Below are 24,904 nucleotides of genomic sequence, written 5' to 3' on the forward strand. Positions count from 1 at the left end.
TCAAGCCACCTACCAGGGCAACCAGCCGCCCAGGCCCAGCCACAAGCCCGCCGCGGCCATGCTCAGCAGGGTCACCGGCACGCCGCTGCGGGCATAGTCGACGAAGCCGATGCGCACGCCCTGGCGCTTCGCGCCTTCGGCGACGATCAGGTTGACCACGCTGCCGATCAGCAGCAGGTTGCCGGCCAGGGTCGACATCAGCGCCAGGCCCACCAGCACCGGCTCGGACAGTTCCGGCAGCAGGCCCAGCAGCAGCACCACGAAGGGCACGTTGCCGATCAGGTTGCTGGCCAGCAACGAGGCCGAGGCCAGCGCCCATATGCCCTGCGGCAGCAGGCCGTGGGCGGCGAGCCAGTGGCCGGCACCGGCCAGCTCCGGCAGCTCCAGCGCCGCGCCGCTGACCAGAAACAGCCCGGCGAACAGCAGCAGCAGGTTCCAGTCCACCTTGTGTACGTAGTCGCGGCTGTCCACCCGTCGCGACACCATCACCAGCGCCGCCACCAGCAGCGCCGACAGCTCGCGCGGCAGCGCGGTGGCGAACAGCGCCAGCAGCGCCAGGCTGGCCGCCAGCGGCTTGAGGTAGCTGTGCGCACCGTAGATGCGCGCCGCCGGGGTTTCCTCCACCGGCAGCGGCTGCGGCGTGCCCCAGCGGTTGCGCCACTGCAGCCAGAGCACGGCGTAGACGATGGCCATGGCCAGCAGCGCCACCGGCGCGGCCAGGGCCAGGTAGCCCCAGAAATCCAGGCCGCCGGCCTGACCGATGAGGATGTTCTGCGGGTTGCCGATCAGGCTGGCGGCCGAGCCGGCGTTGCACGACAGCGCCAGGCCCAGGAGAAACGGCCGCGGGTCGAGACCGCGCAGCTGCAGGCTGTGGCACAGCAGCGGGGTCAGGGCGAAGGCGACGATATCGTTGACCAGCAGCGCCGACAGCCCGCCGCCGAGCAGCACCACCCCGGCCAGCAGCAGCGCCGGGCGCTGGGCATGGTGGGTCAGGTACTGGTTGAGCCAGGCGTACACCCCGGAGAAGTCGAACTGCGCGGAGATCAGCATCAGCGCCAGCAACAGCAGCAGCGCCCCGGCGTCCAGGTGCCCCGCTGCCTCGTCCATGCTCAGCGCGCCGCTGACCAGCAGCAGCACCGCGGCGCAGCCGGCGATCCAGCTGCGGTCGATGCGCAGCCCGCGCACGCCGCCGGCGGCCATGCCCAGGTAGGTGAGAAGAAACAGGCCGATAACCAGCCAGGAAGTGATCGCCATGCCCGCTCCGCCAGATGCGCCGTCACTGCCCTGTGGCAGTAGCGGCGCACTCTAGCGCCAGCGGCGGGACAAGGGAATGGGGCGCCTCAGGCCCCGACCATGCCCTCAGGCGCGGCGCCCTGCTGCAACTCGGCCAGCACCAGATCGGCCACCGGCCCGCCGGACGCCGGGTTCTGCCCGGTGATCAGGCGCTGGTCGGCGATGGCGAACGGCAGCCAGGGCTCCGGCGCCTTCTCGTAGTGGGCGCCGCGCCGGACCAGTTCGGTCTCGGTGAGAAAGGGCACGTGCTGGTCCAGCTGGGCGAGCTTCTCCTCGGTATTGGAGAAGCCGGTGACGCGCTTGCCGGCCAGCAGCAGCGCGCCGTCGGACAGCCTGATATTGAGCAGGCCGACCGCGCCGTGGCAGACCGAGGACACCACCCCGCCGGCCTCGTAGATGTCGCGCGCCAGCGCCTGCAGCGCGGCGTTGTCGGGGAAGTCCCAGATCACCCCGTGGCCGCCGGCGTAATAGATCGCCGCGTAGTCCTCGGCCCTGACCTGGTCCGGCGTCAACGTGGCTCCCAGGCGGTTCATGAAGGCCTTGTCCTGATACCACTGCCAGTCCACCGGTTCGGCCATGGACAGGCTGTGCGGGTCGATGGGCGTATAGCCGCCCAGCGGGCTGACGTAATCGACCGCATGGCCGTCGGCCTGCATCTTCTTGACGAAATGCACCGCCTCGCCCAGCCACAGGCCGGTGGCCCGGTCGAGGTTGGGATACTTGGCCACGCTGGTTAGCACCACCAGGATCTTCTTGCCCATCGCTTCTGCTCCTGTAGCGAGTGAAGGGCGCCGTCCGCGCGGCGCATACCCCACCACAGTAGAACAGTTGCCGGCCCTTTCCCCGCCAGCGGACGGACGGCCCTGACCCTGGCGTGGATGTCGCTTTTCACATCCGCCAGAGCCCTGGATCGGCGAAGCGTGATCCATCCTCCGCACGGCCACGGAAAGCGACAGATCATTCGTATCGCGACACGAGTGGATCCCCGCCTTCGCGGGGATGACGGGAGTTGGATTGGTCATTCCCGCGCAGGCGGGAACCCAGAAAGCCGCGTGATAACGCTAGCGGATAAACTCGCGACTGACCTGGCGGAACAGCTCGCTGCCGGCCTGCTCCAGCCACTCGAAGGCGACCATCTCGCGCGAGACGATCGCCGCCCCGGCGCGCTGCATCCGCGCCAGGCCCAGGGCCTTGTCGCGCGGCGTGCGCGAACCCACCGCCTCGTCCACCACGAACACCTCGCGCCCGGCGGCCAGCAGACCGAGCACCGTCTGCAGCACGCAGACGTGGGTTTCCGCGCCCATCACCACGAACTGCCGACGCGCGCCGCCGGGCAGGTCGAACACCCCGGCGCCGGCCGTGGCGGCAAAGTGGATCTTCTCGCGCAGCGCGCCCGCCGGCAGCAGTTCGCGCAGCGGCGCCAGGGTCGGCCCCAGGCCCTTGGGGTACTGCTCGGTGGCGATCACCGGCACCTGCAGGCGCTGCGCCAGACGCAGCAGCCAGGCGGCCTGCTCGGCCAGCTCGGCGGCGCCGTCGATGGCCGGCAGCAGGCGCTCCTGCAGGTCGATCAGCAGCAGGGTGGACTCATTGGCTTGCATCAACATCGCTATGCTCCTTCCTTCACCGCAAAACGCGCGTCGAGCCGGCTGTAGCCGAGGCCGACGCCCTTGTATACGCGCAGCTGCACCGGGATGCGCTCCTTCATCGCCTCGACGTGGCTGATCACGCCGATGGTCTTGCCGCTGGCGTTGAGGTTGTCCAGCGCGTCCAGGGCCACCTCCAGGGTCTCGCCGTCCAGGGTGCCGAAGCCCTCGTCGAGAAACAGCGAATCGATGCTGGTCTTGTGGCTGACCAGGTCCGACAGCGCCAGGGCCAGCGCCAGGCTGACCAGGAAACTCTCGCCGCCGGACAGCGTGCGGCAGTCGCGCGCCACGTCGGCCTGCCAGGTGTCGAGCACTTCCAGCTCCAGCTCGCCGCTGCCCTTGCGCGCCAGCTGGTAGCGGCCGTGCAGGCGCGCCAGCTGGCGGTTGGCCAGGTGGATCAGGTGATCGAGGGTCAGGCCCTGGGCGAACTTGCGGAACTTGGCGCCGTCGGCCGAACCGATCAGGCCGTTGAGCTGCTGCCACAGCGCGTGCTCGCTCTGCTGCGCCTCGATCTCGGCGAACAGCGCCTGCTGGCTGCTGCGCCGCACATCGTCGGCCTGCAACTGGGCGCGCAGCTCGCCCTGGCGCTGGCTCAGCGTGCGCACTTCGCTCTGCAGCGCCTGCAGCTGCGCGTCCAGCTCGGCCAGCGCCAGCTCCGTCTGCGGCGCGGCGCGTAACTGCTGCATCTGCGCCTTGGCGGCGGCCAGCAGGGTCGCGGCCTCGGTCAGGGCGTGCTGCAGTCGCGCCTGCAAGGCGGCGAGGCGTTCGCGTTCATCCTCGCCCAGCAGCGCGGCGAGGAACGCCGGCAGGTCGGCGAAGGGGCTGGCCGCCAGCGCCTGCTGCCAACGCTGCTCGGCGTCGTTCAGGCGCGCCTGCAGTTGCTGCAGCAGCGCCTGCTGGCTCTGCTCCCGGCCACGCAGGGCATCGCCTTCGCGCTGGGCGCTGGCCAGGCTGGCGGCCGCATCGTGCAGGGCCTGCTCGGCTTGCGCCGCAGGCTCGGGCTCGGCTAATGCCGAGGCGCCTGCCGCCTGCCAGCGCTGCCGCCACTGAGCGGCCTGCGCCTCGGCCTCGGCGAGCAGACGCTGCGCCTCGCGCTGCAGCTCCTGCAGCTGCTGATCCTGCGCCTGGGCCTGCTGCCAGTCGCGCCAGGCGTTTTGCTGTTCGGCCAGCCAGGCGGCGCCATCGGCGGGCAACTGGTTGGCGAAGCCGTCCAGGCTGGCCAGCAGGGTCTGCCCCTGGCGCTGCAGCTCCCGCTCCAGCTGCTGCAGACGCCCCTGCTGCTCGGCCTGGCGCGCCTGCAGGTTGTCCAGATCGCGCGCCAGCAGCGCCTGCTGCTGCTGCGTATCAGCCAGGGCCCGCTCGGCGACCTCGCGGGCGCCGCGCGCCTGCGCCAGTTCGGCCTGCCGGCTCTCGACCTGGGCCAGCCGGCTCTGCACTTGCGCCAGGCTCTGTTCATGGCTGCGCTGCAGCTCGGCCAGGGCCGCGCCATCGGCCAGCGACAACGCCTGCTCGGCCAGTTGCTGCTGCCACTGCCCATCCAGTTGGGCGGCCTGTTCGCGGACCTGCTCCAGCTGCTGCTGCAGCTGGGCGATCTGCGTGGTCAGGCGGGTCAGCTCGTCGCGCAGGCTGGCGCCCTGGTTTTCCAGCTGCGCCAGATCGTTGCGGCCCTGCTCCAGGGCCTGGCGCGTGGCGGAGACGTCGAGCGCCTGGTACTGGCTGACCGCCGGGTGCTCGTGCGAGCCGCACAGCGGGCAGGCCTCGCCCGGCTGCAAGCGGGCGCGGTAGGCCTCCAGATCCTGAATGCGCTGCTCCTGCTCCAGCAGCTTTTCCTTGTCGGCCAGCTGCTGCTTGAGCAGCTTGTAGCGCTCGCGCAGGCCGCCGATTTCGTCCTGCTTGCCGGCGTGCTGGTGCTGCAGCTGCGCCAGCCGCGGGCTCAGCTCGGCGAGCTGCCCGGCCAGGCGTTCGCGCGTCTGCGCCAGCTGCTCCAGACGATCCAGCGCCCTGCCCTGCACCTGCAGCTGCTGCCAGCGCTCGCGCAGCCCGGCCTCGCCGCCGTCGCCGAGCAAGGCCTGCAGCTCGCCCTGCTGCCGGGCTTCGCTGGCGCGCGCCTGCTCCAGGCGCGCGGCGGCTTGCTCATGCTGCGCCGAGAACTCCTCACCTTGACGCTGCAGGGCGACGAGTTGCTCGGCCTCCTGCGCCAGGCGCGTCTGCAGCGCCTGCTGCTCCCTGAGCAGCTGCCCGCGCTGGTCGAACTGCGCGCGCCAGCCGCCGAGCAACTCACCCAGCCGCGCCTGCTGCGGGGCAGCGTTCAGGCGCGCCTGCAGGCTTTGCCGTTGTTCGAGCAGCGCCTGCAATTCGCCCTGGCGCAGACTCAAGACTTGCTCGGCATAGCGGCTGGCCAGCCAGAGTTGCTGGCGCTCGCGCTCGGCACTGCCGCGCTGCTGCCGTTGCAGCTCGTCCAGCCCCTCGTGCGCCTGCTGCCTGTCCTGCTGCGCCTGCTGCCAGCCCTGGTAGAGCGGCTGCAACCGCGCCGCCGGCTCGCTGGCGGCCAGGCGCTGCAGCTCGCCAGCCGCCTGCGCCTGAGCCTGCTGCGCCTGCTCCAGGCCCAACCGCGCCTGCTGGCACTGCTGCTCGGCCTGTTGCAGGGCCTCGCGCCAGCGCCGCTGAGCCTGCAGGCTTTGTTGCCGGGCCAGCAGCGGCGCTTCCTCCTGGCTCAGGCGCTGGTGCTCGGCCTGCAATTCGCCGCGCTGCGCCTCGTCGAGCAGTTCCATGCCCTGGGCACGGCTTTTCAGCAGGTTCAGTGCCTGCTCGGCGGCCTTGGTGCGCTCGTAGACCTGCTGCGAAATCCGCCCGTACACCTCGGTGCCGGTCAGCTCCTCAAGCAGCTCGGCGCGCTGGTTGGCGCCCGCCTCGAGAAAGGCGGCGAAACCGCCCTGGGCCAGCAGCATGGACTTGGTGAAGCGCTCGAAGTCCAGGCCGGTGAGCTCGGCGGTCAGGCTCTCCTTCTCGCGAATCTTGTCGGTGAGGATCTCGCCGCCGGCGATGCGCGCCAGCTCCACCTTGGGCGCCTGCAGCGCGCCGTCGACCTTGTCGCGCGCGCGGCGCTGGCTCCAGAAGGCGCGATAGCCCTGCCCCTTGACCTCGAACTCGACCTCGGCCAGGCAGTCGGCGGTGTGCCGGGTCATCAGCTCGTTGCCGCTGGCCGACAAGGTGCCCATGCGCGGCGTACGGTGATACAGGGCCAGGCAGATGGCGTCGAGCAGCGTGGTCTTGCCCGCCCCGGTCGGCCCGGTGATGGCGAACAGGCCGCTGTCGGCGAAGGGCGCGGCGGAAAAATCGATCTTCCACTCGCCCTTGAGCGAGTTGAGGTTCTTCAGGCGCAGGCTGAGGATTTTCATGCGGGAATGGCTAGCCGGGAATCAGGCGGGCATTCTGGCATTGTTGGCAGGGTTGTGCAGGCGCGGTGGACTGGGCAGATGGCGCTGTTGCCCAACGATAACCACAGAGTCAAATACCGCGACACGTTTCACCCTGTGGCTATCGCAACGGTGCGCCAAGATTATCCTTATTGGGCCGACCATATATGGTGATCGCCAAGGCTGGCATGCAGTGCGGCCCTGACATCGCCGGCGGATGCGCTAGCAGCAGCTATGCAGACGGCAACGGTGTTCTTCGAGCCCTTCTTTCGTTGCACCTCGATCTTGTAGGGATAGGTCCTGTTACCAATCGGCACCGCATCGACGTGCAATTTGTCGCTCTCGTACTGCGAGTTCTTCGTCCGATTTCTAAAGATCTTGGAAGTGTCGTCAATCGAGTCGATAAGCCCCTGCGCCTCTTGAAACAAGCGCGGCTCGATACTGATGTCCTCGAGACCACGCCCACCGGTAGGCGCCCCCTCATCGTTGATGTTTGGATTTAAAGCCATGCTTCGCTCCTTGAATAACCTGGTCATGGTGAGTTGGCGGCGAGCAGCATCCCTGAGCCAAACTGCATGGACTAAATTCTGCGGATCGCTGGCGAGCCCCCGAGCCTTGCAGGGTAGTCGTACTTGGACCGTCATGCCCGACGACGCTTGGAGCGGCCGGCTTCAATCCCCCGTCAACTCGTCCAGCACCCGGCGGTAAAGCCCCTGCAAGCGCTGCGTCTCTTCCTCGCCCAGTTGCTCCTGCTGCAGGCGTCTGTCGAACACCTCGGCGGCGGACAGTTCATCCAGCGTCTCGCGCGCCTCGCTGGCCAGGCTGGCGGCGGCGTTGCCGCGTTCGCGGCGGATATGCGCAGCACTTCCACCGGCAGCCCTTCGCACAGCGCGGCGATGCGGCTCTGCAGGTCGCTCAGGTAGTCGTCGCCGCGCACCTGCACCTCCAGCCATACCGGCCGCTCGGCGCTGCCCCGGGCGGCCTGTTCGGCGATGGCACCGGCTAGTTCCGCGAGCGAGCCGCGCAGACTGGCCAGGGGCTGGAAGCAGGGTACGGGCAGCGGCGTGACCGCCTGCAAAGCGCCGGCGCCGAACTCGACCAGCAGCACTTCCTTCTGCTGCCTGGCCTCGTCGAAGGACAGCGCAATCGGCGAGCCGCAGTAGCGGATCTGCTCCAGGCCGGCGACCTTCTGCGGCCGGTGGATATGGCCCAGGGCGATATAGTCGGCCGGCGGGAAGGCGCTGGTGGGAAAGGCCTCCAGGCTGCCGACGTAGATCTCGCGCACCGACTCGCTGGCGCTGGCGCCGACCGTGGTGAGGTGGCCGCTGGCGACGATCGGCAGGGCCAGGCCCAGTTCGGCGCGGCGGGCCTCGGCCAGGGCGAACAGCGTCTGGTAGTGCTCGGCGATGGCCTGCTGCAGCGACTGCTGCTTGTCCTGCGCGCTCTGCCCAGCCTGGCTGGCCAGCACCTCGCGCGGACGGATAAAGGGAATGGCGCAGAGGATGGCGCCCGGCGCGCCGGCGCGGTCGTGCAGCACCAGCACCTGTTCGGCGGGGTCGAGGCCGACACCGGGGACCACCCGCGCGCCGAGCTGGGCCAGCAGGGTTCTGCTCTCGCCGAGCATGGCCGGCGAGTCGTGGTTGCCGCCGAGCACGATCAGCGCGCAGCCGGCGTCGCGCAGCTCGACCACCAGGCGGTTGTACTGCTCGCGCGCATAGCTGGGCGGCGCGCCGGTGTCGAACACGTCGCCGGCGATCAGCAGCACGTCCACCGCATGCGCCCGCACCTGTTCCAGCAGCCAGGCGCAGAACGCCTGATGCTCGGCCTGGCGGGTCTTGCCCATGAAGTGCTGGCCCAGGTGCCAGTCGGAGGTGTGCAGCAGGCGCAGGCTCACAGCGGCCACTCCTGCACCACCATATGGGTCTTGACCCGCTGCATCTGCGGGAAGGCCTCGAGGGCGTCGCGGATCTCGCTCAGGCGCGTCATGCTGGCCGCCTCGACGTACACCAGCATGTCGGTCTCGCCGCTGATGCCGCAGCAGCGGCGGATCTCCGGGTACAGGCGCATGCGCTCGACGTAGTCCTGGCAGCGGCCGTCCTTGTAGAACAGCTCGAAGAAGGCCTTGACCGCGTCCGCCCCCGGCTCGGCGACCTGGGCGTGGTAGCCGCGGATCACCCCACCGCCTTCCAGCTGGCGGATGCGCTCGCTGACCGCCGAACGCGAGAGGTTCACCTCGCGGGCGATCTGGCTGACGGGGGTGCGCGCATCGCGGCGCAGCAGGGCGAGGATCTGGCGGTCGAACTTGTCCACGGGGGCTCTCAAACAACAAGCGGGTTGAGGGACAGAACCGCCGTTTCGACGGCGAAAGCCGACGCCCTGCACGGGAGCGCCGGCTTACCATGGCGGGATTCTGCGCAAGGACACGAGCATACCCCATGAGTCGACTGAACAAGGAACTGGGCCTGCTGCAGGGCATCGCCCTGCTCAGCACCTCGCTGCTCGGCACCGGCATCTTCGTGGTGCCGGCGCTGGCCGCCACCGCCGCCGGGCAGGCCTCGTTGTGGGCCTGGCTGGTGCTGATCGCCCTGGTGCTGCCGGTGGCCTTCACCTTCGCCCAACTGGGCAAACGCTTCCCCCATGCCGGCGGCGCGCCGCACCTGATCGGCCGCGCCTTCGGCCAGCGCCTGGAAGGGGTCAGCGCGCTGCTGTTTCTCGCCGTGCTGCCGGTCGGCCTGCCCGCCGCGCTGCATATCGCCAGCGGTTTCTGGCTGGCCCTGTTCGACCTCTCCAGCGCCGGGCTGCTGGCGATCCAGCTGGCCACCCTCGGCGCCATCCTGCTGCTCGGCCAGCGCCCGGCCAGGGCCTCGGGCGTGCTGCAGGGGCTGATCGCGGTGGCGATTGTCGCCAGCGTGGCGCTGATCTGGTGGGTCGGCGACCTGCCGCGCGCCAGCCAGCCGCTGCTGCCGCCGCTGAGCGGCCAGTGGCAGCTGCTGCCGGCGGCGCTGGGGGTGATGTTCTGGTGCTTCGTCGGCATCGAGGCCTTCACCCACCTGGGCGAGGAGTTCAAGCGCCCCGAGCGCGACTTCCCCCTGGCCCTGCTGCTCGGCGTGCTGCTCGCCGGCCTGGTGTACTGGGCCTGTTCGGTGGCGGTGCTGAGCTTCGCCACCCATGGCGATGTGCACAGCGACACCACCGCCCTGCCGCGGTTGTTCGAGCTGCTGCTGGGCGAGCGTGCCCGCGTGCTGGTCGCGCTGGTCGGCTACCTGGCCTGCTTCGCCTCGATGAACGTGTATATCCAGGGCTTCGCCCGGCTGATCTGGAGCCTGGCCGACGAGGGCAAGCTGCCGGCGCCGCTGGCCCGACGCAACGGCCAGGGCGTGCCGGCTCGCGCGCTGCTGCTGGTGGTCGCCAGTTGCGCCCTGTGCGCACTGCTGGCCGCCGTGCTCGAGCTGTCGGTGGACGACCTGATCCGCTACGCCAACGGCAACTTCGTGCTGATCTACCTGTTCAGCATGGCCGCCGGCGCGGTGCTGCTGCGCGGGGTGTGGCGCTGGCTGGCCGGGCTGGCCACGCTGCTGTGCGCCGCGGTACTGACGATGCTCGGCGGCGATGCGCTGTACGCCCTGGTCCTGCTCGGCCTGTTGCTGCTGCTCGATCAATTGCGTGCGACGCGCAGGTCCCTGGCGTAGGGGGCGCCATGGGCACAGGAGGTCGATAGGCATCGTTTGCACTGCGCACGCCACGACACCCTATGGCGTGACCACAAGGCGCTTGGGGTTCTATCCTTGCAGCGAACCCGCCTGCCCTTATCCGGCGCTGCGCGCCAGCTTCTCCTGCGGGAGAAGGACACCAGGAAGGCGTCGCTTCGCGACTTTCACCCCCAAGGATGCCCCATGCGCCGCGTGCTGAACGACCTGAAGATCATGATCCTGGCCAACCTGTGGATAGTGCCGGTGGTGGCCGCGCTGGTCTGGGCGCTGTTCCAGTTCGTCGCCCCGCCGCCGCCGATGAGCGCCAGCATGGCCACCGGCATCCAGGGCGGGGCCTACCAGCAATTCGCCGAGCGGCTCAAGGAGGAACTGGCCAAGGAAGGCTTCGAGCTGCACCTGGTGCCCACCTCCGGCTCGCGCGACAACCTGCAGCAGTTGCTGGCCGACGCTCCCCAGGTGCAGATCGCCCTGGTGCAGAGCGGCCTGGAACGCCAGCTCGCGCCGGCCGAGCAGCAACGACTGGAGAGCCTGGGGGCGATCTACCAGGAACCGCTGTGGCTGTTCTATCGGCGCGAGGCCAGCCTCGACCGCATCGCCGACCTGCTGCCGCTGCGCCTCGGCCTCGGCGGCGAAGGCAGCGGCACCCGCGCCGCCAGCGACGCCATTCTCGCCGCCAACGCCATCGCCCCAGAGCAATACCCCGCCACCTGGCACAGCCTCGGCGGCGGCAAGGCGGCCCGCGCGCTGCTGGCCGGCGAGCTGGACGCGGCGTTCTTCGTCGGCCCGGCGGAGAACGCCCTGGTGCAGCAGCTGGCGGCCAGCCCCGACATCGCCCTGGCGCACTTTCGCCGCGCCGCCGCCTACGAGGCGCGCCTGCCCTTCTTCAACCGCGTCACGGTCGGCGAGGGCCTGCTCGACCTGGCCAGCAACGCGCCGGATCGCGACATCGTCACCCTCGCCCCGGTGGCCACCCTGGTGGTCAACGAAGAGTTCAACCCCGGCCTGGTGCCGCTGTTTCTCGCCGCCAGCCGCGAGGTGATGAAGAACGGCACCCTGCTCGACGCCGCCGGCGCCTTCCCCAGCGCCGAGCCGCGCACCTTCGAGTTGCACCAGGATGCCCAGCACTACTACGCCAAGGGCCTGCCGATCCTGCAGCGCTACCTGCCGTTTCGCATCGCCTCGCTGGCCGACCGCTACATCATCCTGCTGATCCCGCTGATCGTGGTGATGATCCCGCTGGTCAAGGCGGTGGGGCCGATCTACCAGTGGCGCATCCGCGCGCGCATCTACCGCTGGTACAAGCACCTGCGCGAGATCGACCGCAAGCTGCACGCCGGTTCCTTGCCGGCCGAGCTGGACAGCGAGATCGAACGCCTGGAACAGCTGGAGGACGAACTGGCGGCGGTCGAGGTGCCGCTGTCCTACTCCAACGAGCTGTACGAGCTGCATATGCACCTGCGCTACGTGATCGAGCGCTTGCGAGCGCTGCAGCAACGCCGGCGAGACGCCCCGCAACATGCCCCCTCGTCCCTGGCGCCGTCTGCGGATCGAGACTAGCGCAGGGCAACGAAAAAGCCCGCGAATCGACCGCGGGCTTTTTCTTGTACGCCGTAGGGTGCGCCGTGCGCACCGGCGAACGACGCTACTTGACCCAGTGCTTGCCCCAATGGGTGATGTCATAGGCTTGCGCGCTGCGCATCAGCCCGCGCTCGGCCCGGCTGGCCTCGATCTCGTCGTCCACCACCTTGGTCGACAGCGCCAGCCAGCTGGCGACGAAGGCCATGGCATCGCCGTTGACCTCCAGCGCGCGCCGGTCGAGGTTGTTCAGGTCGTCGCAGGCGTCGTGATAGCAGGGATCGAAGGCGATGCCGGCGGTACCGCCGTAGCGACTGGCCTGCTCTTCGGACTTGACCACCTCGGCCCCGGTGAACAGCCCGCCGAAGGCGATGCCGTCGAGGAAGAACTGCGCGTAGTCGGAGCGGAAGCTGATCTCGTCGCCTTCGAACGGCAGACCGCGCAGGCGGTAGTACTCGCCGAACAGCCGCTCGATCGCGGCCGAGCCGGGCGGCCCCTGCAGGCCGAAGTCGGAGCCGTCGCCGTCGTAGATGAAGTAGGCGAAGTTCGGCGAGGCGATCATGTCGAAGTTCAGGTAGGCCTTGATCTTCGCCTTCTCCTCGTCGGCCAGTTGGTTGACGTAGTAGGTCGACCCCACCAGCCCCGACTCCTCGGCGCCCCACCAGGCGAAACGCAGCTTGTTCTGCGGCTTGGCCTTGGCCATCTGCACGGCCAGCTCCAGCAGCGCGGCGCTGCCCGAACCGTTGTCGTTGATCCCGGCGCCCTCGAACACCGAGTCCAAGTGCGCGCCGGCCATCACCACGTTGTCCGGATTGCCGCGTTTGCTCTCGGCGATCAGATTGTGGGTCTCGGTGCGCTCGCGTACCACGTCGGCGACCATGCGCAGTTGCAGCTCGGCGGTCTGCGCCAGGCTCACGCCCAGGTCGTAGGTGGTGAACAGCACCGGAATGCCGCCGGCATAGCCGTCGCCCAGGGTGGCGTTGAGCAGCCCCTTGCGATCCTCGCTGTCGCCCTGGTTGAAGATGACCACCCCAACCGCGCCGGCGTCGGCGGCGTGCTCGGCCTTGATCTGGAAGTTGCAGGCCCCGCGCTGCAGCAGGGCGATGGCGCCGGCGGGGAACGCGGCGAAGTCCTCGGCCTCGCAGCCGCTGGTGGACAGGTTGCCCTCGCCCAGGGCGATATCCACCGCCACCACCGGCGCGGCGACGTCGCCGGCCTCGGTCTGCGACAGGTAGGTGAAGTCCACCTCCCATTCGTACTGCGCCGGCGTCGGCGCCAGACTCTGCAGCACGCCAGGGCCTTGCGGGTAGAAGGCGCTGAACGGGAAGGCCTGGCGGCTGACGGCATAGCCGGCGCTCTCCAGGGTGGCCTGCACGTAATCGAGCGAGCCCTGATAACCGGGCAGCCCCGCCGCACGGTTGCCGCCGTTGGCCTGGGCGATATCGTTGAGCATCTGCATGTGGATCAGGCTGTTGGCCGCCTGCATGCAGCGCGGCAGCAGCAACGGCGTGGCGCTCAGCACCCCGGAGCGGCACTCGGCCGGGCCGAGCCGCGTCGGGCTCCAGAACTGATCGAACAACTCGGTGAGATCCGGCGCCTTGGCCGCCACGGCCTGCCCGGAAAGTGCCGCCAGCAAGGCGGCGCCCAGTAAACGGCGATTATTGATCTTGTTGCGCATGTGTTCCTCCAATCCATATTTGGAGATCGAGAAAGGCGGCGACGCTTGTGGCGCCGCCGCGGTGCGTCCCTTTACTGCGTCGTGTGGACGTCACAGACGCTAGACCGGGAAGCGCCATCGCGCGAATCGGAAAGCGCATTTTTTCCAGAAAATAGAGCTCTATCACTGCAGATAGCGGCAAATAGCCAGCAATCTCCCTTCGCATCCTGTGCCCAGCGGCATCCCGGGCATGGAGTCGGCAGCGATGTCGGGTAGACTCTGCGCATGCCGCAACGCTGCCGATGCGCGAGCCCTTCTTGCTCCCCTGCGGCGTTACTCCCATCGCGAACCCGCCAAAGACCGAACCGCCATGCCGATCCGCCATTGCATCGTCCACCTGATCGACAAGAAACCCGATGGCAGCCCTGCCGTGCTGCACGCCCGCGACAGCGAGCTGAGCGCCTCGCCGGCCATGGAGAACCTGCTGGCCGACCTCAACGAGAGCTACAACGCCAAGCAGGGCAAGGCCTGGGGCCTGTTCCACGAGGAGTCCGGCGCCTACCCCTTCAGCGGCTGGCTGAAGAGCTATCTGGATGGCGAACAGGATTTCACCGCCTTCAGCCGCCAGGCCGTGGAACAGCTGCAGAAGCTGATGGAGGAATCCAACCTGTCCACCGGCGGCCACGTGCTGCTGGCGCACTACCAGCAGGGCATGACCGACTACCTGGCCATCGCCCTGCTGCACCACAGCGAAGGCGTGGCGGTGACCGAGGCGCTGGACGTGACCCCGGCCAAGCACCTGGACCTGGGCCAGTTGCACCTGGCCGCGCGCATCAACATCAGCGAGTGGCAGAACAACAAGCAGTCCAAGCAGTACATCTCCTTTATCAAGGGCAAGAACGGCAAGAAGGTCTCCGACTACTTCCGCGACTTCATCGGCTGCCAGGAAGGCGTCGACGGCCCGGGCGAGACCCGTACCCTGCTCAAGGCCTTCAGCGACTTCGTGGAAAGCGAGGATCTGCCGGAGGAGCAGGCGCGCGAGAAGACCAAGACCCTGGTCGGCTACGCCACCAGCCAGGCCAAGATGGGCGAGCCGATCACCCTCGACGAGCTCTCCGGACTGATCGACGAAGAGCGCCCACGCGCCTTCTACGAGCATATCCGCAACAAGGATTACGGCATGGCCCCGGAATTTCCGGCGGACAAGCGCACCTTGAGCCAGTTCCAGCGCTTCACCGGCCGCGCCGAGGGCCTGTCGATCAGCTTCGAGGCGCACCTGCTGGGCTCGAAGGTCGAGTACGACGAGGGCCGCGACATGCTGATCATCCGCCAGCTGCCGACCCAGCTGAAGGATCAGCTCAAGCGCCACCAGGACTGACGCGCGCCCCGACTGGGCTAGACTGCAAGAACACGCCGCGAGGTGCGCCCATGCCCTCGTCCCCTGCCTTGCGCCGCCACTGCGCCGCCGCCCTGCTGGGCCTCGTCCTGCTGGCGGCCGACGCCTCCGAGGAGCCGCCGATCGAGGCGCTGCTCAGCGACGAAGAGCGCTTCATCAGTGCCAACGCCGAGTTCACCCTGCTCCACGAGATGGGCCACCTGCTGATCGCCGAGCTGGATCTGCCGGTACTCGGGCGCGAGGAGGACGCCGCCGACCAGCTGGGCTTCCTCAGCCTGTTCCTCAGCGCCGACCGGCAGCGCGACGCCGGCTTCTATGCCCGCCTGCTGGACATCGCCGACTACTGGCGCCTGGAATGGCAACGCCCCAAGCCCGACTACGAGGAGGTGCACGCCTGGGCCAGTCACGGCCTGGACGCGCAGCGCTTCTACAACCTGGCCTGCCTGATCTACGGCAGCGACCCGGATCGCCTGGAGTGGGTACCCAAGGTCACCGGCCTGCCGATGGAGCGGGCGCTCTATTGCGACCAGGAATACCAGCAGGTCAGCCGGGCCCTGGCCTGGGTCAAGCGCCAGCACGGGCGCAGGCCGGGCGAGCCGCACGGCCATCGCATCCGGGTGATCTTCGATGCGCCCGCACAGCGCATCGCCAACGGCGCACGCCTGCTCGCGCTGCTGCAGGACAGCGGCGAGGTGGAGGCCATCGCCGCCCGCGCCAGCGCCGTTTATCGCCTGCCGCGCGACCTGATCCTGCGCGTGGTCAATTGCGGCGCCGCGGATGCCTGGTACAGTCGAGACGCTGGCGAGTTGGTGCTGTGCTACGAACGCCTGGCACATTTCCAGCTGCTCGCCGCCCAGTTGCCGCGCCTGCGCCTGAACGGCGCAGCCATGCTGTGCCCGGCCTGCCGGCCACCCCGCTGAAGGAACCCGCCCATGAGCCAGCGCCTGCCCAACGCCCTGCTCGACGCCTGTCTGTGCGACGTGCGGGCGCCGCTGGCGGGCGATCCGGCGCGCACCTTCGGCCTCGACAAGGCCGAGGCCAAGGCCCGCCTGGAACGGCTCAAGCCCTGGCTGCAGGAGCAGCAGACGCGCCTCTGGGCCAACCGCCGCCAGGCCCTGCTGCTGGTGCTGCAAGGCCCGGACTGCAGCGGCAAGGATGGCGTGATCCGCCGCGTGCTCAGCGCCTGCAACCCGCAGGGCCTGGCCGTGCACAGCTTCCAGGCGCCGAACGCGGCCGAGCGCGGCCAGCACTTCCTGCAACGCTACCGCCAACGCCTGCCAGCCCCCGGCCTGCTCGGCGTATTCAACCGCAGTCATTACGAGGCGCTGATCTGCGACCCGCTGGACGGCCTGTGCGGCGACGACGAGCTGCCGGCGCGCCTGGCCGCGGCGCTGGAATTCGAGCAGGGCCTGGCGGCGCAGGGCATCGTGGTGCTCAAGTGCTACCTGCAGATCGACCAGGCCGAGCAGTACCGCCGCCTGGTCGAGCGCCTGGAGCAGCCGGCGAAACGCTGGAAGCTCAAGCTCAGCGACCTGCAGTCGCACCAGCAGTTCGGCGAACGCCAGCGGCGCTGGAGCACGCTGCTCGCCGCCAGCCACAGCGGCGCCGCGCCCTGGTACCTGATCCCGGCGCACAAGCGCTGGCTGCGCGACCTGCTGGTGGCCAGCCTGCTGGCCCGCGAGCTGGAAAGATTGCAGCTGCAGTGGCCGGATCGCCCGGCGCCCTTTACCCTGGAACAACTGCAAGCCGCCACCACGCACAAGGACGCGCACCAATGAAGAAAATCCTGCTGATCCTCGCCGCCCTGGCCCTGTGGCAGAACTGGGACAGGCTCGAACGCTGGCTCAAGCCGCCGCAGGCCGGCAACGCCGGCGGCGAGGTCGTGCTCTATGCCACCAGCTGGCGCGGCTACTGCGCCAAGACCCGCGAACTGTTCGCCGCGGACGGCATCGCCTACCGCGAGGTGGATATCGAGAAGGACAGCGCCGGCCGCGCGCGCCACCAGGCCCTGGGCGGCCGCGGCGTGCCACTGATCGATATGCGCGGACGGATCATCCACGGCTACGACCAGCGCGCCATCCGCGCCGCCTACTGAGCGGCCGGCTGAATCGCCCCGCGCTGCCGAAAACAGGCGCTCAGCGCGCCTCGATGCGAAAGCCCAGGCGCGGGAAGTGCACGTGCAGCACGCCGGCCCGCGCGTCCTCGCGGCGCAGGATCAGCTCCTCGCGCCCGGCGAACAGCAGCTCGCCCGCCACCGGATCGACGCCGTAATCCACCGCGGCGATGCTCACCTGCTGGCCGCGGACAAAGCCGTTGGGCTCGACGAAGTCCTCCTCCGGCAGCGCCGCCGGGGTCGCCTCGCGCGCCACGGCGATGGCCTGTTCGGCGCTCATCTCGCTCAGCGAACCGTGGCCGAAACCCAGCACCCGGCCGAGCCAGGCAGCGACGTCCGGGTAGTCGTCGACCAGCGGCGCGGTCACCGGAGTGGCGCGCAGGAACCACAGGCAGTGGGCCACGGCGAAGTCGGCCAGCGACGGCTCGCCGAACAGGAAGTCGCCCGGCTCGCGCTGCAACTGCTGCTGCAGGCGCCCCATCAGCACCGGCCACTGGTGCTTGGCCTGCTCCAGCGGCAGGCGGCTGGCACTGCCGCCGGAGAACAGCGCGCTGCGGTCGGCGACGAAGGCCTTGACGAACTCCGGCGGCAGTTTGGCGAAACGCAGGGCGATGGATTCGGGCTGGAACACCAGTGCCACGGCGTGCTGGAACAGCACCGAGTCGGCCCATTGCGCCAGCAGGCTGACGTTGAACTCCTGGCCTTCGGGCAGCAGCGCCGGGGCGGCCTTCTCCGCCTCCAGGCGGCGGGCGATCAGTGCAGTGTCGCAGTAGATATCGGCCCCCACCTGCAGCACCGGGGTCTTGCGGTAGCCGCCGGTCAGCGCGGTCAGATCCGGCTTGGGCATCAGCGGCGGAATCGTCACCGAACGCCAGGACAGTTGCTTGAAGCCCAGCATCAGGCGGCCCTTCTCGGCAAAGAGCGAGGTGGGGTAATGGTGCAGGATCAACTCGTGCATGGCGCACTCCGCGTCGGGGTCGAAAGGCCCAGCTTAACCGCCTGGTCCGACCGCGCCCACCGCCTCAGGCGAATGAGGGGGCATCACCGGCGGCAATCAGCGCTTCCTTGGCGCGCTTGGGCAGGCGCTTGATCGCCCGCTCGCGGCGCAGCGCCTCGCCCTTGCCGGAGCAGGCCTCGACGTAGGCCAGCGCCTGCGCCGGGCTGGTATGGAAGAAGCGCGCACCCTTGCCCGCCTGGTGCTGGGCGAAACGTCGTTGCGGGTCGTCGCTGATGCCGCAGTACAGCGCGCCGTTGGCGGCGCGTACCAGGTAGACGAACCAGGCTTTGTCGAGCGCTGCGTTCATCGGCGCCGAGGCCACCATTCCCGCGCGCTGCGCCACAGGCAGACGCCGACGAAATAGGCGCTCGCCAGCAGCCAGATGGCCAGCAGCCAGGGCTGGTTGAGCGGGTACTGCAGGATCAGCAGCGCGCTGGCCAGCATCCACAGGCTGGTGACGGCGATGTTCAGCGGCATGAACTGGCGCACCCGAAACGGATGCAGGAACTTCATCTTGGTCAGCGTCAGGCCGGCCAGCAGGACGATGGTGCCGAGCGCCAGCCAGGGGTGGAAGTCGAGGAGGTAGAAGTACAGCACCACCACGTTCCACGCCGCCGGGAAGCCGACGAAGTAGTTGTCCTGGCTCTTCATGTTGAGGTTGCAGAAGCAGAACAGCGAGGACACCAGGATCAGGCCCACAGCGAACAGCGCGGTGAAATCGGGCAGCGGGATAAAGCGGTAGAGGAAGATCGCCGGGATGAACACGTAGGTGAGGTAGTCGATCACCAGGTCCAGGGTCGAGCCGTCGAAGTGCGGCAGCACGCCCTTGACGTCATAGCGCCGCGCCAGCGAGCCGTCCAGGCCATCGACCAGCAGCGCCAGGCCGAGCCACAGCAGGCACTGCTTGGGCTGGCTGTCGAGCACGGCGAGCAGGGCCAGCAAGGCGAGTATCACCCCGCTGGCGGTGACGGCATGGACGCCCCAGGCCTTGGCCTGTTTCACGGCTACGAGCAATTCGGTCACGGCAGGATCTCGGCTGAGGGTGGCTGGGTGCGGCAACAGGCGCCCGCATCCCTAATTGAAGGCTATGACCGGCAAGCCTACCACTGCGTTCAGCCGCGCGCCTCAGCCGGCCGCCTGGCGTCCCTGGCGAAACTGCGCCAGGCCCTTGGCCGCCTGCCGGCGGATGGCCCCCTGCACCGGCGGCGCCCAGCCCAGCAGCAGGCCCTTGGCGCCGAGCGCCTGGCCGGCCCAGCGCCACAGGTCGAACTGGTCGCGGTGCTCGACTATCAGTCCGCCCTCGAAGCGAAACTGCGCCTGGATGCGGTTGACCACCTGGCGCCCGGTGGCGCTGAAGCGGTAGCTGGCGACCCAGTGGGCGCTGCCCTGGCGGTCGTCGGCCTGCACCGCATCGAAGGTCAGCGAAAAGCCTTCGGCGCGGCTGCACAGCATGCGCCACATATCGCCGGCCGCGGCGCCGCGCAGGTCGGTGAACACCGGGTCGGAGAAATGAATGTCCGCGGCGTAGCAGGCCACCATGGCCTCGGCATCCAGGCGCTGGAAGGCCGTATAGAAACGCTGGATCAGTTCGGCATTGGGGTGGTTCATAAGCGCTCCAGGGCTACAGGCCTGTAGGGTGTCGCTGGGCCGTCTAGGCCATGCGCACCAGCGAACGGAGGGTTTGGGTCTGCGGTGCGCGCGGCGCCTCTGGGCCCCATGAAAAAGGGAGCCCGAAGACTCCCCCTGTTCACAGCGCAACCGCCTCAGTGCAGGATCTGACTGAGGAACAGCTTGGTGCGCTCGTTCTGCGGGTTGGTGAAGAAGGTGTTGGGCTCGGCCTCTTCGACGATCTCGCCCTTGTCCATGAAGATCACCCGGTTCGCCACGGTGCGGGCGAAGCCCATTTCGTGGGTCACGCAGAGCATGGTCATGCCGTCCTCGGCCAGGCCGATCATGGTGTCGAGCACTTCCTTGACCATCTCCGGGTCGAGCGCCGAGGTCGGCTCGTCGAACAGCATGATCTTCGGCTTCATGCACAGCGCGCGGGCGATCGCCACGCGCTGCTGCTGGCCGCCGGAGAGCTGACCCGGGTACTTGTGCGCCTGTTCGGGGATACGCACGCGCTCGAGAAAGTGCATGGCGACTTCCTCGGCCTGGCGCTTGGGCATCTTGCGTACCCACATCGGCGCCAGGGTGCAGTTCTGCAGCACGGTCAGGTGCGGGAACAGGTTGAAGTGCTGGAACACCATGCCCACTTCGCGGCGGATCGCCTCGATGTGCTTGAGGTCGCTGGTCAGCTCGGTGCCGTCGACCACGATGCGCCCCTGCTGGTGTTCCTCCAGGCGGTTGAGGCAGCGGATGGTGGTGGACTTGCCCGAACCGGACGGGCCGCAGAGGACGATGCGCTCGCCCTGCTGCACGCTGAGGTTGATGTCCTTGAGCACGTGGAACTGGCCGTACCACTTGTGCACCGCCTGCATGAGGATCATCGGCTCGGCGCTGGACGACTTCTTGATGGCTTCACTCATAACTCACTCCTAACGCTTGTGGCCGGTATCCAGCTTTCTCTCCAGATGCAGGGAGTAGCGGGACATGCCGAAACAGAAAATCCAGAAGATCAGCGCGGCGAACACGTAGCCCTCGGTGGCCATGCCCAGCCAGGCCGGGTCGGTGGTCGCCTGCTTGATGCTGTTGAGCAGGTCGAACAGGCCGATGATGATCACCAGGCTGGTGTCCTTGAACAGCGCGATAAAGGTGTTGACGATGCCGGGGATCACCAGCTTCAGCGCCTGCGGCAGGATCACCAGGCCCATCATCCGCCAGTAGCCCAGGCCCATGGCCGCGGCCGCCTCGTACTGGCCCTTAGGAATGGCCTGCAGGCCGCCGCGTACCACCTCGGCGATGTAGGCGGACTGGAACAGGATCACCCCGATCAGCGCGCGCATCAGCTTGTCGAAGTGCATGCCTTCGGGCAGGAACAGCGGCAGCATCACCGAGGACATGAACAGCACGGTGATCAGCGGCACGCCGCGCCAGAACTCGATGAAGGTCACGCAGATGACGCGGATCGCCGGCATGTCCGAACGCCGTCCCAGCGCCAGCAGGATGCCCAGCGGCAGCGCGCCGGTGATGCCGACCGCGGCGATCACCAGGGTCAGCATCAGGCCGCCCCACTGGCTGGTGGAGACCAGGCTGAGGCCGAACACGCCGCCGTGCAGCAGGCACCAGGCGATGATCGGGTAGATCACCAGGAAGGCCAGGCCGTACAGCGCCTTGCGTGGCATCTGCGGCACGAACAGCGGCGCCGCGCCGATGATCGCCAGCCACAGGGTGGTATCCACCCGCCAACGCAGTTCGCTCGGGTAGAAACCGTACATGAACTGGCCGAAGCGCTGCTGGATGAACACCCAGCAGGCGCCGCCGCCGGTGCAGTCGGCCCGGGTGGTGCCGCTCCAGGTGGCGTCGATGAAGGCCCACTGCAGCAGCGGCGGCACGATCAGCCAGATCAGATAGAGGGCGAACAGGGTCAACAGGCTGTTGAACCAGTTGGAGAACAGGTTGGCCTTGAGCCAACCCAGTGCGCCGACGCTCAGGCGCGGCGGCGGCAGGTCCGGTTTGAAGGTATGAGTCTGCATGGCTGCTCCTTACCGCTCGATCAGCGCAATGCGCTTGTTGTACCAGTTCATCAGCAGGGAAATGCTGATGCTGATCGCCAGGTACACGCTCATGGTGATGGCGATCACCTCGATCGCCTGGCCGGTCTGGTTGAGCACCGTGCCGGCGAACAGCGAGACCATGTCCGGGTAGCCGATGCCGGCCGCCAGCGAGGAGTTCTTCGCCAGGTTGAGGTACTGGCTGGTCAGCGGCGGGATGATCACGCGCAGGGCCTGCGGGATGATCACCAGGCGCAGGGTGACCGCCGGGCGTAGGCCCAGCGAGCGCGCCGCCTCGGTCTGGCCATGGCTCACCGCCATGATCCCGGAGCGCACGTTCTCGGCGATGAAGGCCGCGGTGTAGATGGTCAGCGCCAGGGTCAGGGCCATCAGCTCGGGAATCATCACCCAGCCGCCGCGGAAGTTGAAACCGGTCAGCTCCGGCACGCTCCACTGCAGCGGGTTGCCGCCGATCGCCACGGCCAGGCCGGGGATCACCACGATCATCGCCAGCGACGCCCAGAAGGCGTGAAACACCTTGCCGGTGGCCTCGCGGCGCGCCTTGGCCCAGCGCCCCATCAGCACGATGGCGACGATGGTCGCCAGCAGCACGCCGACGAACAGGCCGAAGCTCTCCGACGGGCTCGGCGCCGGCAGGTACAGGCCGCGGCTGTTGAGGAAGAAGGTCTCGCCGATCTCCAGGCTCTGCCGGGGCCCCGGCAGGGTGAGGAACACCGCGAAGTACCAGAAGAGAATCTGCAGCAGCGGCGGGATGTTGCGGAAGATCTCGATATAGACGGTGGCCAGCTTGCTGATCAGCCAGTTCGGCGACAGCCGCGCCACCCCGAGGATGAAACCGAGGATGGTGGCCAGGACGATGCCGATCACCGACACCAGCAAGGTGTTGAGCAGGCCGATGACGAACACCCGTCCGTAGGTATCGCTCTCGCTGTAGTCGATCAGGTGTTGGGCAATGCCGAATCCGGCACTGTTACCCAGGAAACTGAAGCCGGAAATGATCCCGCGCTTCTCGAGGTTGGCCTGGGTGTTCTGGAACAGGAACCAGCCGAGCGCCACGACGGCGACCACGGCGATGATCTGGAATAGCCACGCGCGCACCTGGGGGTCGGTCCAGACCGATCCTCGCGGGCGCGGGACATTAGCAGTAGTTTGCATAACAGCCCTCTTGGAAGCCCCATGCCCGCGGGCGCGGGCATGGGGTTCACGTCATCAGGAACAACCGGCGCGCCGAGCTGGCGCGCCGATACAGACGATCAACGCACCGGCGGTGCGTACTGCAGACCACCTTTGTTCCACAGGGCATTGAGGCCACGCTCGATCTTCAGCTCGCTGCCGGCACCGACGTTGCGGTCGAAGCTCTCGCCGTAGTTACCCACTTGCTTGACGATCTGCACCGCCCAGTCCTTCGGCAGCTTCAGATCCTTGCCGAACTCGCCTTCGGCGCCGAGCAGACGGGCGACGTCGGGGTTCTTGGTGGACTTGGCCATTTCTTCGACGTTGGCCGAAGTCACGCCCAGTTCCTCGGCGTTGAGCATGGCGAACAGGCTCCAGCGCACGATGTCGAACCACTCCTCGTCACCCTGGCGTACCACCGGGCCCAGCGGTTCCTTGGAGATGACTTCCGGCAGCACCACGTAGTCGTCCGGGTTGGCCAGCTTGATGCGCTGCGCGTACAGCTGCGACTGGTCGGAGGTCAGCACGTCGCAACGGCCGGCTTCGACCGACTTGGCGCTCTCGTCGGAGGTATCGTAGGTGATGGGGGTGTACTTCATGCCGTTGGCACGGAAGTAGTCGGAGAGGTTCAGCTCGGTGGTGGTACCGGCCTGGATGCACACGGTGGCGCCGTCCAGTTCCTTGGCGCTGGATACGCCCAGCTTCTTGTTAACCAGGAAGCCCTGACCGTCGTAGTAGTTGGTGCCGGTGAAGTTCAGGCCCAGGGCCGCGTCGCGCGAGCTGGTCCAGGTGGTGTTGCGCGAGAGGATGTCGACTTCGCCGGACTGCAGCGCGGTGAAGCGCTCCTTGGCGGTCAGCGGACTGTACTTGACCTTGGTCGCATCGCCGAACACCGCAGCCGCTACGGCGCGGCAGACGTCGACGTCCAGGCCCAGGTAATTGCCTTTCTCGTCGGCGTAGGAGAAGCCCGGCAGACCATCGCTGATCCCGCACTGCACGAAGCCCTTCTTCTGTACCGCATCCAGGGTAGCGCCCGCCTGCGCGAAGCCGCTGACACCGAGTACGGCTGCGGTGGTCAGCACAGCCAGGGTGGATTTCACCATCTTCATTAAAACCTCCAGTTGCTCTTGTTGTGTTGGAGTCTCGGTCCTGCTTCCCCACCCTTATGAGGCACGCGATCCGCTGGCAGCAACGGTATCGACGGGAAGATCGGACCTCAGGCGTGAGTCTAGTCGGCATTACCCTCTGCTGGCCAACTGCCCTCGCCCTGCCCATTGGTCGAACGGGCCAGAGACGGATCGTCATCCGCCGGCGCGAAGGTTCGCGCCGACGAACTGGTAAGGAACCCCACACAGCAGATTCCTGCCTGTTGAGCGTGCAGCGATGGCACAGTGTTACCGTTACCACACGCGTCGTCAGTCCGGGTCAGCTATAGCAAGCCCCGTACCAGCGCCTTGCAAAAAGCAGCATACGGACTGGTCAAGAGCAAAAGTTGCACCCGTGCGACAACTTATTCACAGATTAGCCAAGCCTCGAAAAGGGCGCCGCCCCAATTTGAAGCACACGCACCACACCGGAGCTACCAATGACCGCACCCATGATCCTGCAGCCCCCACAACCTGCCGATGCCAGCGTGATCTGGCTGCACGGCCTGGGCGCCGATCGCTACGACTTCCTCCCGGTCGCCGAAACCCTGCAGGAACAGTTGCCCAGCACCCGCTTCGTCCTGCCGCAGGCGCCGACCCGCCCCGTCACCATCAACGGCGGCTGGAGCATGCCGAGCTGGTACGACATCCTCGCCATGAGCCCGGCGCGCGCCATCGACCAGGCGCAGCTGGAGCAGTCGGCGCAGCAGGTGATCGAGTTGATCGAGGCCGAGCGCGCCAGCGGCATCGAACCGGCGCGCATCGTCCTCGCCGGTTTCTCCCAGGGCGGCGCGGTGGTGCTGCATACCGCCTTTCTGCGTTACCCGCACGCCCTGGGCGGGGTATTGGCACTCTCGACCTACGCGCCGACTTTCAGCGACGACATGCCGCTAACGGATACAAAAAGACAACTGCCGGTGCTGTGTTTGCATGGCAGATTCGACGACGTGGTGACGCCCGACATGGGCCGCGCCGCGTTCGACCGTCTGCACGCCTGCGGGGTGCCGGTGCAATGGCGCGACTACCCGATGGCGCACGAGGTGCTGCCGGAGGAGATTCGCGATATCGCCGCCTGGCTGAGCCAACGGCTCGCCGACTGACCGATAAAGGTG

General features: G+C 68.1%; 22 protein-coding genes and 1 pseudogene. 7 read left to right on the top strand and 16 right to left on the bottom strand.

Features of this window, described 5'->3' with window-relative positions; all coding sequences use genetic code 11:
- Positions 1 to 9: 9 nt before the first annotated feature.
- The 7 genes and pseudogenes from EA796_RS12550 to EA796_RS12580 all read right to left on the bottom strand — a co-directional run bounded on the left by EA796_RS12550 (position 10) and on the right by EA796_RS12580 (position 8,662).
- Positions 10 to 1,254, bottom strand: coding sequence for an SLC13 family permease (locus tag EA796_RS12550; RefSeq protein ID WP_122108849.1), 1,245 nt, complete (start codon positions 1,252 to 1,254; stop codon positions 10 to 12).
- Positions 1,255 to 1,340: 86 nt separating this feature from the next.
- Complete coding sequence (locus EA796_RS12555; RefSeq protein ID WP_122108850.1) at positions 1,341 to 2,054, bottom strand: type 1 glutamine amidotransferase domain-containing protein; 714 nt, start codon at positions 2,052 to 2,054, stop codon at positions 1,341 to 1,343.
- 300 nt (positions 2,055 to 2,354) lie between these two features.
- Positions 2,355 to 2,897, bottom strand: a complete 543-nt coding sequence (locus EA796_RS12560; protein WP_122108851.1) for an isochorismatase family protein — start codon at positions 2,895 to 2,897, stop codon at positions 2,355 to 2,357.
- 2 nt (positions 2,898 to 2,899) lie between these two features.
- Positions 2,900 to 6,334, bottom strand: a complete 3,435-nt coding sequence (locus EA796_RS12565) for an SbcC/MukB-like Walker B domain-containing protein (RefSeq protein ID WP_122108852.1) — start codon at positions 6,332 to 6,334, stop codon at positions 2,900 to 2,902.
- 167 nt (positions 6,335 to 6,501) lie between these two features.
- Positions 6,502 to 6,861, bottom strand: a complete 360-nt coding sequence (locus EA796_RS12570) for a hypothetical protein (RefSeq protein ID WP_122108853.1) — start codon at positions 6,859 to 6,861, stop codon at positions 6,502 to 6,504.
- Positions 6,862 to 7,023: 162 nt separating this feature from the next.
- Positions 7,024 to 8,240 (bottom strand): annotated as a pseudogene (gene sbcD / locus EA796_RS12575) (exonuclease subunit SbcD).
- Between the two features lie 2 nt (positions 8,241 to 8,242).
- Entirely contained in the window at positions 8,243 to 8,662 is a 420-nt protein-coding gene (locus tag EA796_RS12580) for an Lrp/AsnC family transcriptional regulator (RefSeq protein WP_021444208.1), read from the bottom strand.
- A 125-nt stretch (positions 8,663 to 8,787) separates the two neighbouring features.
- Here EA796_RS12580 and yjeH point away from each other — a divergent pair, with 125 nt between their 5' ends.
- Both yjeH and EA796_RS12590 read left to right on the top strand, forming a co-directional pair.
- Positions 8,788 to 10,041 (top strand): L-methionine/branched-chain amino acid transporter, encoded by a 1,254-nt coding sequence (yjeH, locus tag EA796_RS12585; protein ID WP_122108854.1) that lies wholly within the window; start codon positions 8,788 to 8,790, stop codon positions 10,039 to 10,041.
- 204 nt (positions 10,042 to 10,245) lie between these two features.
- The gene (locus EA796_RS12590; protein ID WP_122108855.1) at positions 10,246 to 11,619 is read left to right on the top strand and encodes a TAXI family TRAP transporter solute-binding subunit; all 1,374 of its coding nucleotides are present in this window, start codon (positions 10,246 to 10,248) and stop codon (positions 11,617 to 11,619) included.
- Between the two features lie 85 nt (positions 11,620 to 11,704).
- Here the strand turns inward: EA796_RS12590 and EA796_RS12595 are convergent, their stop codons facing one another.
- Positions 11,705 to 13,315: a M28 family metallopeptidase gene (locus EA796_RS12595; protein WP_122108856.1), complete on the bottom strand. Its 1,611-nt coding sequence runs from the start codon at positions 13,313 to 13,315 to the stop codon at positions 11,705 to 11,707.
- Between the two features lie 349 nt (positions 13,316 to 13,664).
- Between EA796_RS12595 and yejK the strand changes: the two genes are divergently transcribed.
- The 4 genes from yejK to EA796_RS12615 are packed head-to-tail and all read left to right on the top strand — an operon-like array spanning position 13,665 to position 16,785.
- The gene (gene yejK, locus EA796_RS12600; protein WP_122108857.1) at positions 13,665 to 14,672 is read left to right on the top strand and encodes a nucleoid-associated protein YejK; all 1,008 of its coding nucleotides are present in this window, start codon (positions 13,665 to 13,667) and stop codon (positions 14,670 to 14,672) included.
- Positions 14,673 to 14,722: 50 nt separating this feature from the next.
- The gene (locus EA796_RS12605; protein WP_021445743.1) at positions 14,723 to 15,610 is read left to right on the top strand and encodes a DUF4344 domain-containing metallopeptidase; all 888 of its coding nucleotides are present in this window, start codon (positions 14,723 to 14,725) and stop codon (positions 15,608 to 15,610) included.
- 12 nt (positions 15,611 to 15,622) lie between these two features.
- Positions 15,623 to 16,468, top strand: a complete 846-nt coding sequence (locus tag EA796_RS12610; protein WP_122108858.1) for a polyphosphate kinase 2 family protein — start codon at positions 15,623 to 15,625, stop codon at positions 16,466 to 16,468.
- On the top strand, positions 16,465 to 16,785 hold the full coding sequence (locus EA796_RS12615; RefSeq protein WP_122108859.1) for a glutaredoxin family protein: 321 nt from the start codon (positions 16,465 to 16,467) through the stop codon (positions 16,783 to 16,785). The genes EA796_RS12610 and EA796_RS12615 overlap by 4 nt, the downstream gene beginning before the upstream one ends.
- A 40-nt stretch (positions 16,786 to 16,825) precedes the next feature.
- Here EA796_RS12615 and EA796_RS12620 read toward each other — a convergent pair whose 3' ends face one another.
- The 8 genes from EA796_RS12620 to EA796_RS12655 all read right to left on the bottom strand — a co-directional run bounded on the left by EA796_RS12620 (position 16,826) and on the right by EA796_RS12655 (position 23,756).
- Positions 16,826 to 17,761, bottom strand: coding sequence for a glutathione S-transferase family protein (locus tag EA796_RS12620; RefSeq protein WP_122108860.1), 936 nt, complete (start codon positions 17,759 to 17,761; stop codon positions 16,826 to 16,828).
- A gap of 64 nt (positions 17,762 to 17,825) precedes the next feature.
- Positions 17,826 to 18,107 (bottom strand): GIY-YIG nuclease family protein, encoded by a 282-nt coding sequence (locus EA796_RS12625; RefSeq protein WP_122108896.1) that lies wholly within the window; start codon positions 18,105 to 18,107, stop codon positions 17,826 to 17,828.
- Positions 18,104 to 18,823 (bottom strand): phosphatidylcholine synthase, encoded by a 720-nt coding sequence (pcsA, locus tag EA796_RS12630; protein WP_021445748.1) that lies wholly within the window; start codon positions 18,821 to 18,823, stop codon positions 18,104 to 18,106. Before pcsA ends, EA796_RS12625 begins: the two co-directional genes overlap by 4 nt.
- A 102-nt stretch (positions 18,824 to 18,925) precedes the next feature.
- The gene (locus EA796_RS12635) at positions 18,926 to 19,408 is read right to left on the bottom strand and encodes a nuclear transport factor 2 family protein (protein WP_021445749.1); all 483 of its coding nucleotides are present in this window, start codon (positions 19,406 to 19,408) and stop codon (positions 18,926 to 18,928) included.
- A 155-nt stretch (positions 19,409 to 19,563) separates the two neighbouring features.
- Positions 19,564 to 20,328 (bottom strand): amino acid ABC transporter ATP-binding protein, encoded by a 765-nt coding sequence (locus EA796_RS12640; RefSeq protein WP_021445750.1) that lies wholly within the window; start codon positions 20,326 to 20,328, stop codon positions 19,564 to 19,566.
- A 9-nt stretch (positions 20,329 to 20,337) separates the two neighbouring features.
- The gene (locus tag EA796_RS12645) at positions 20,338 to 21,435 is read right to left on the bottom strand and encodes an amino acid ABC transporter permease (protein ID WP_021445751.1); all 1,098 of its coding nucleotides are present in this window, start codon (positions 21,433 to 21,435) and stop codon (positions 20,338 to 20,340) included.
- A gap of 9 nt (positions 21,436 to 21,444) precedes the next feature.
- Positions 21,445 to 22,629 (bottom strand): amino acid ABC transporter permease, encoded by a 1,185-nt coding sequence (locus tag EA796_RS12650; protein WP_122108861.1) that lies wholly within the window; start codon positions 22,627 to 22,629, stop codon positions 21,445 to 21,447.
- 98 nt (positions 22,630 to 22,727) lie between these two features.
- The gene (locus EA796_RS12655) at positions 22,728 to 23,756 is read right to left on the bottom strand and encodes an amino acid ABC transporter substrate-binding protein (RefSeq protein ID WP_021445753.1); all 1,029 of its coding nucleotides are present in this window, start codon (positions 23,754 to 23,756) and stop codon (positions 22,728 to 22,730) included.
- A gap of 476 nt (positions 23,757 to 24,232) precedes the next feature.
- On the opposite strand from EA796_RS12655, the gene EA796_RS12660 reads away from it, so the two are divergent.
- Positions 24,233 to 24,892 (top strand): alpha/beta hydrolase, encoded by a 660-nt coding sequence (locus EA796_RS12660; protein WP_122108862.1) that lies wholly within the window; start codon positions 24,233 to 24,235, stop codon positions 24,890 to 24,892.
- The last annotated feature ends 12 nt before the right edge of the window (positions 24,893 to 24,904 follow it).

Origin of the sequence: Pseudomonas sp. AOB-7 (genome assembly GCF_003696305.1) — a bacterium.
In the GTDB taxonomy this organism is placed as follows: Bacteria; Pseudomonadota; Gammaproteobacteria; order Pseudomonadales; family Pseudomonadaceae; genus Aquipseudomonas.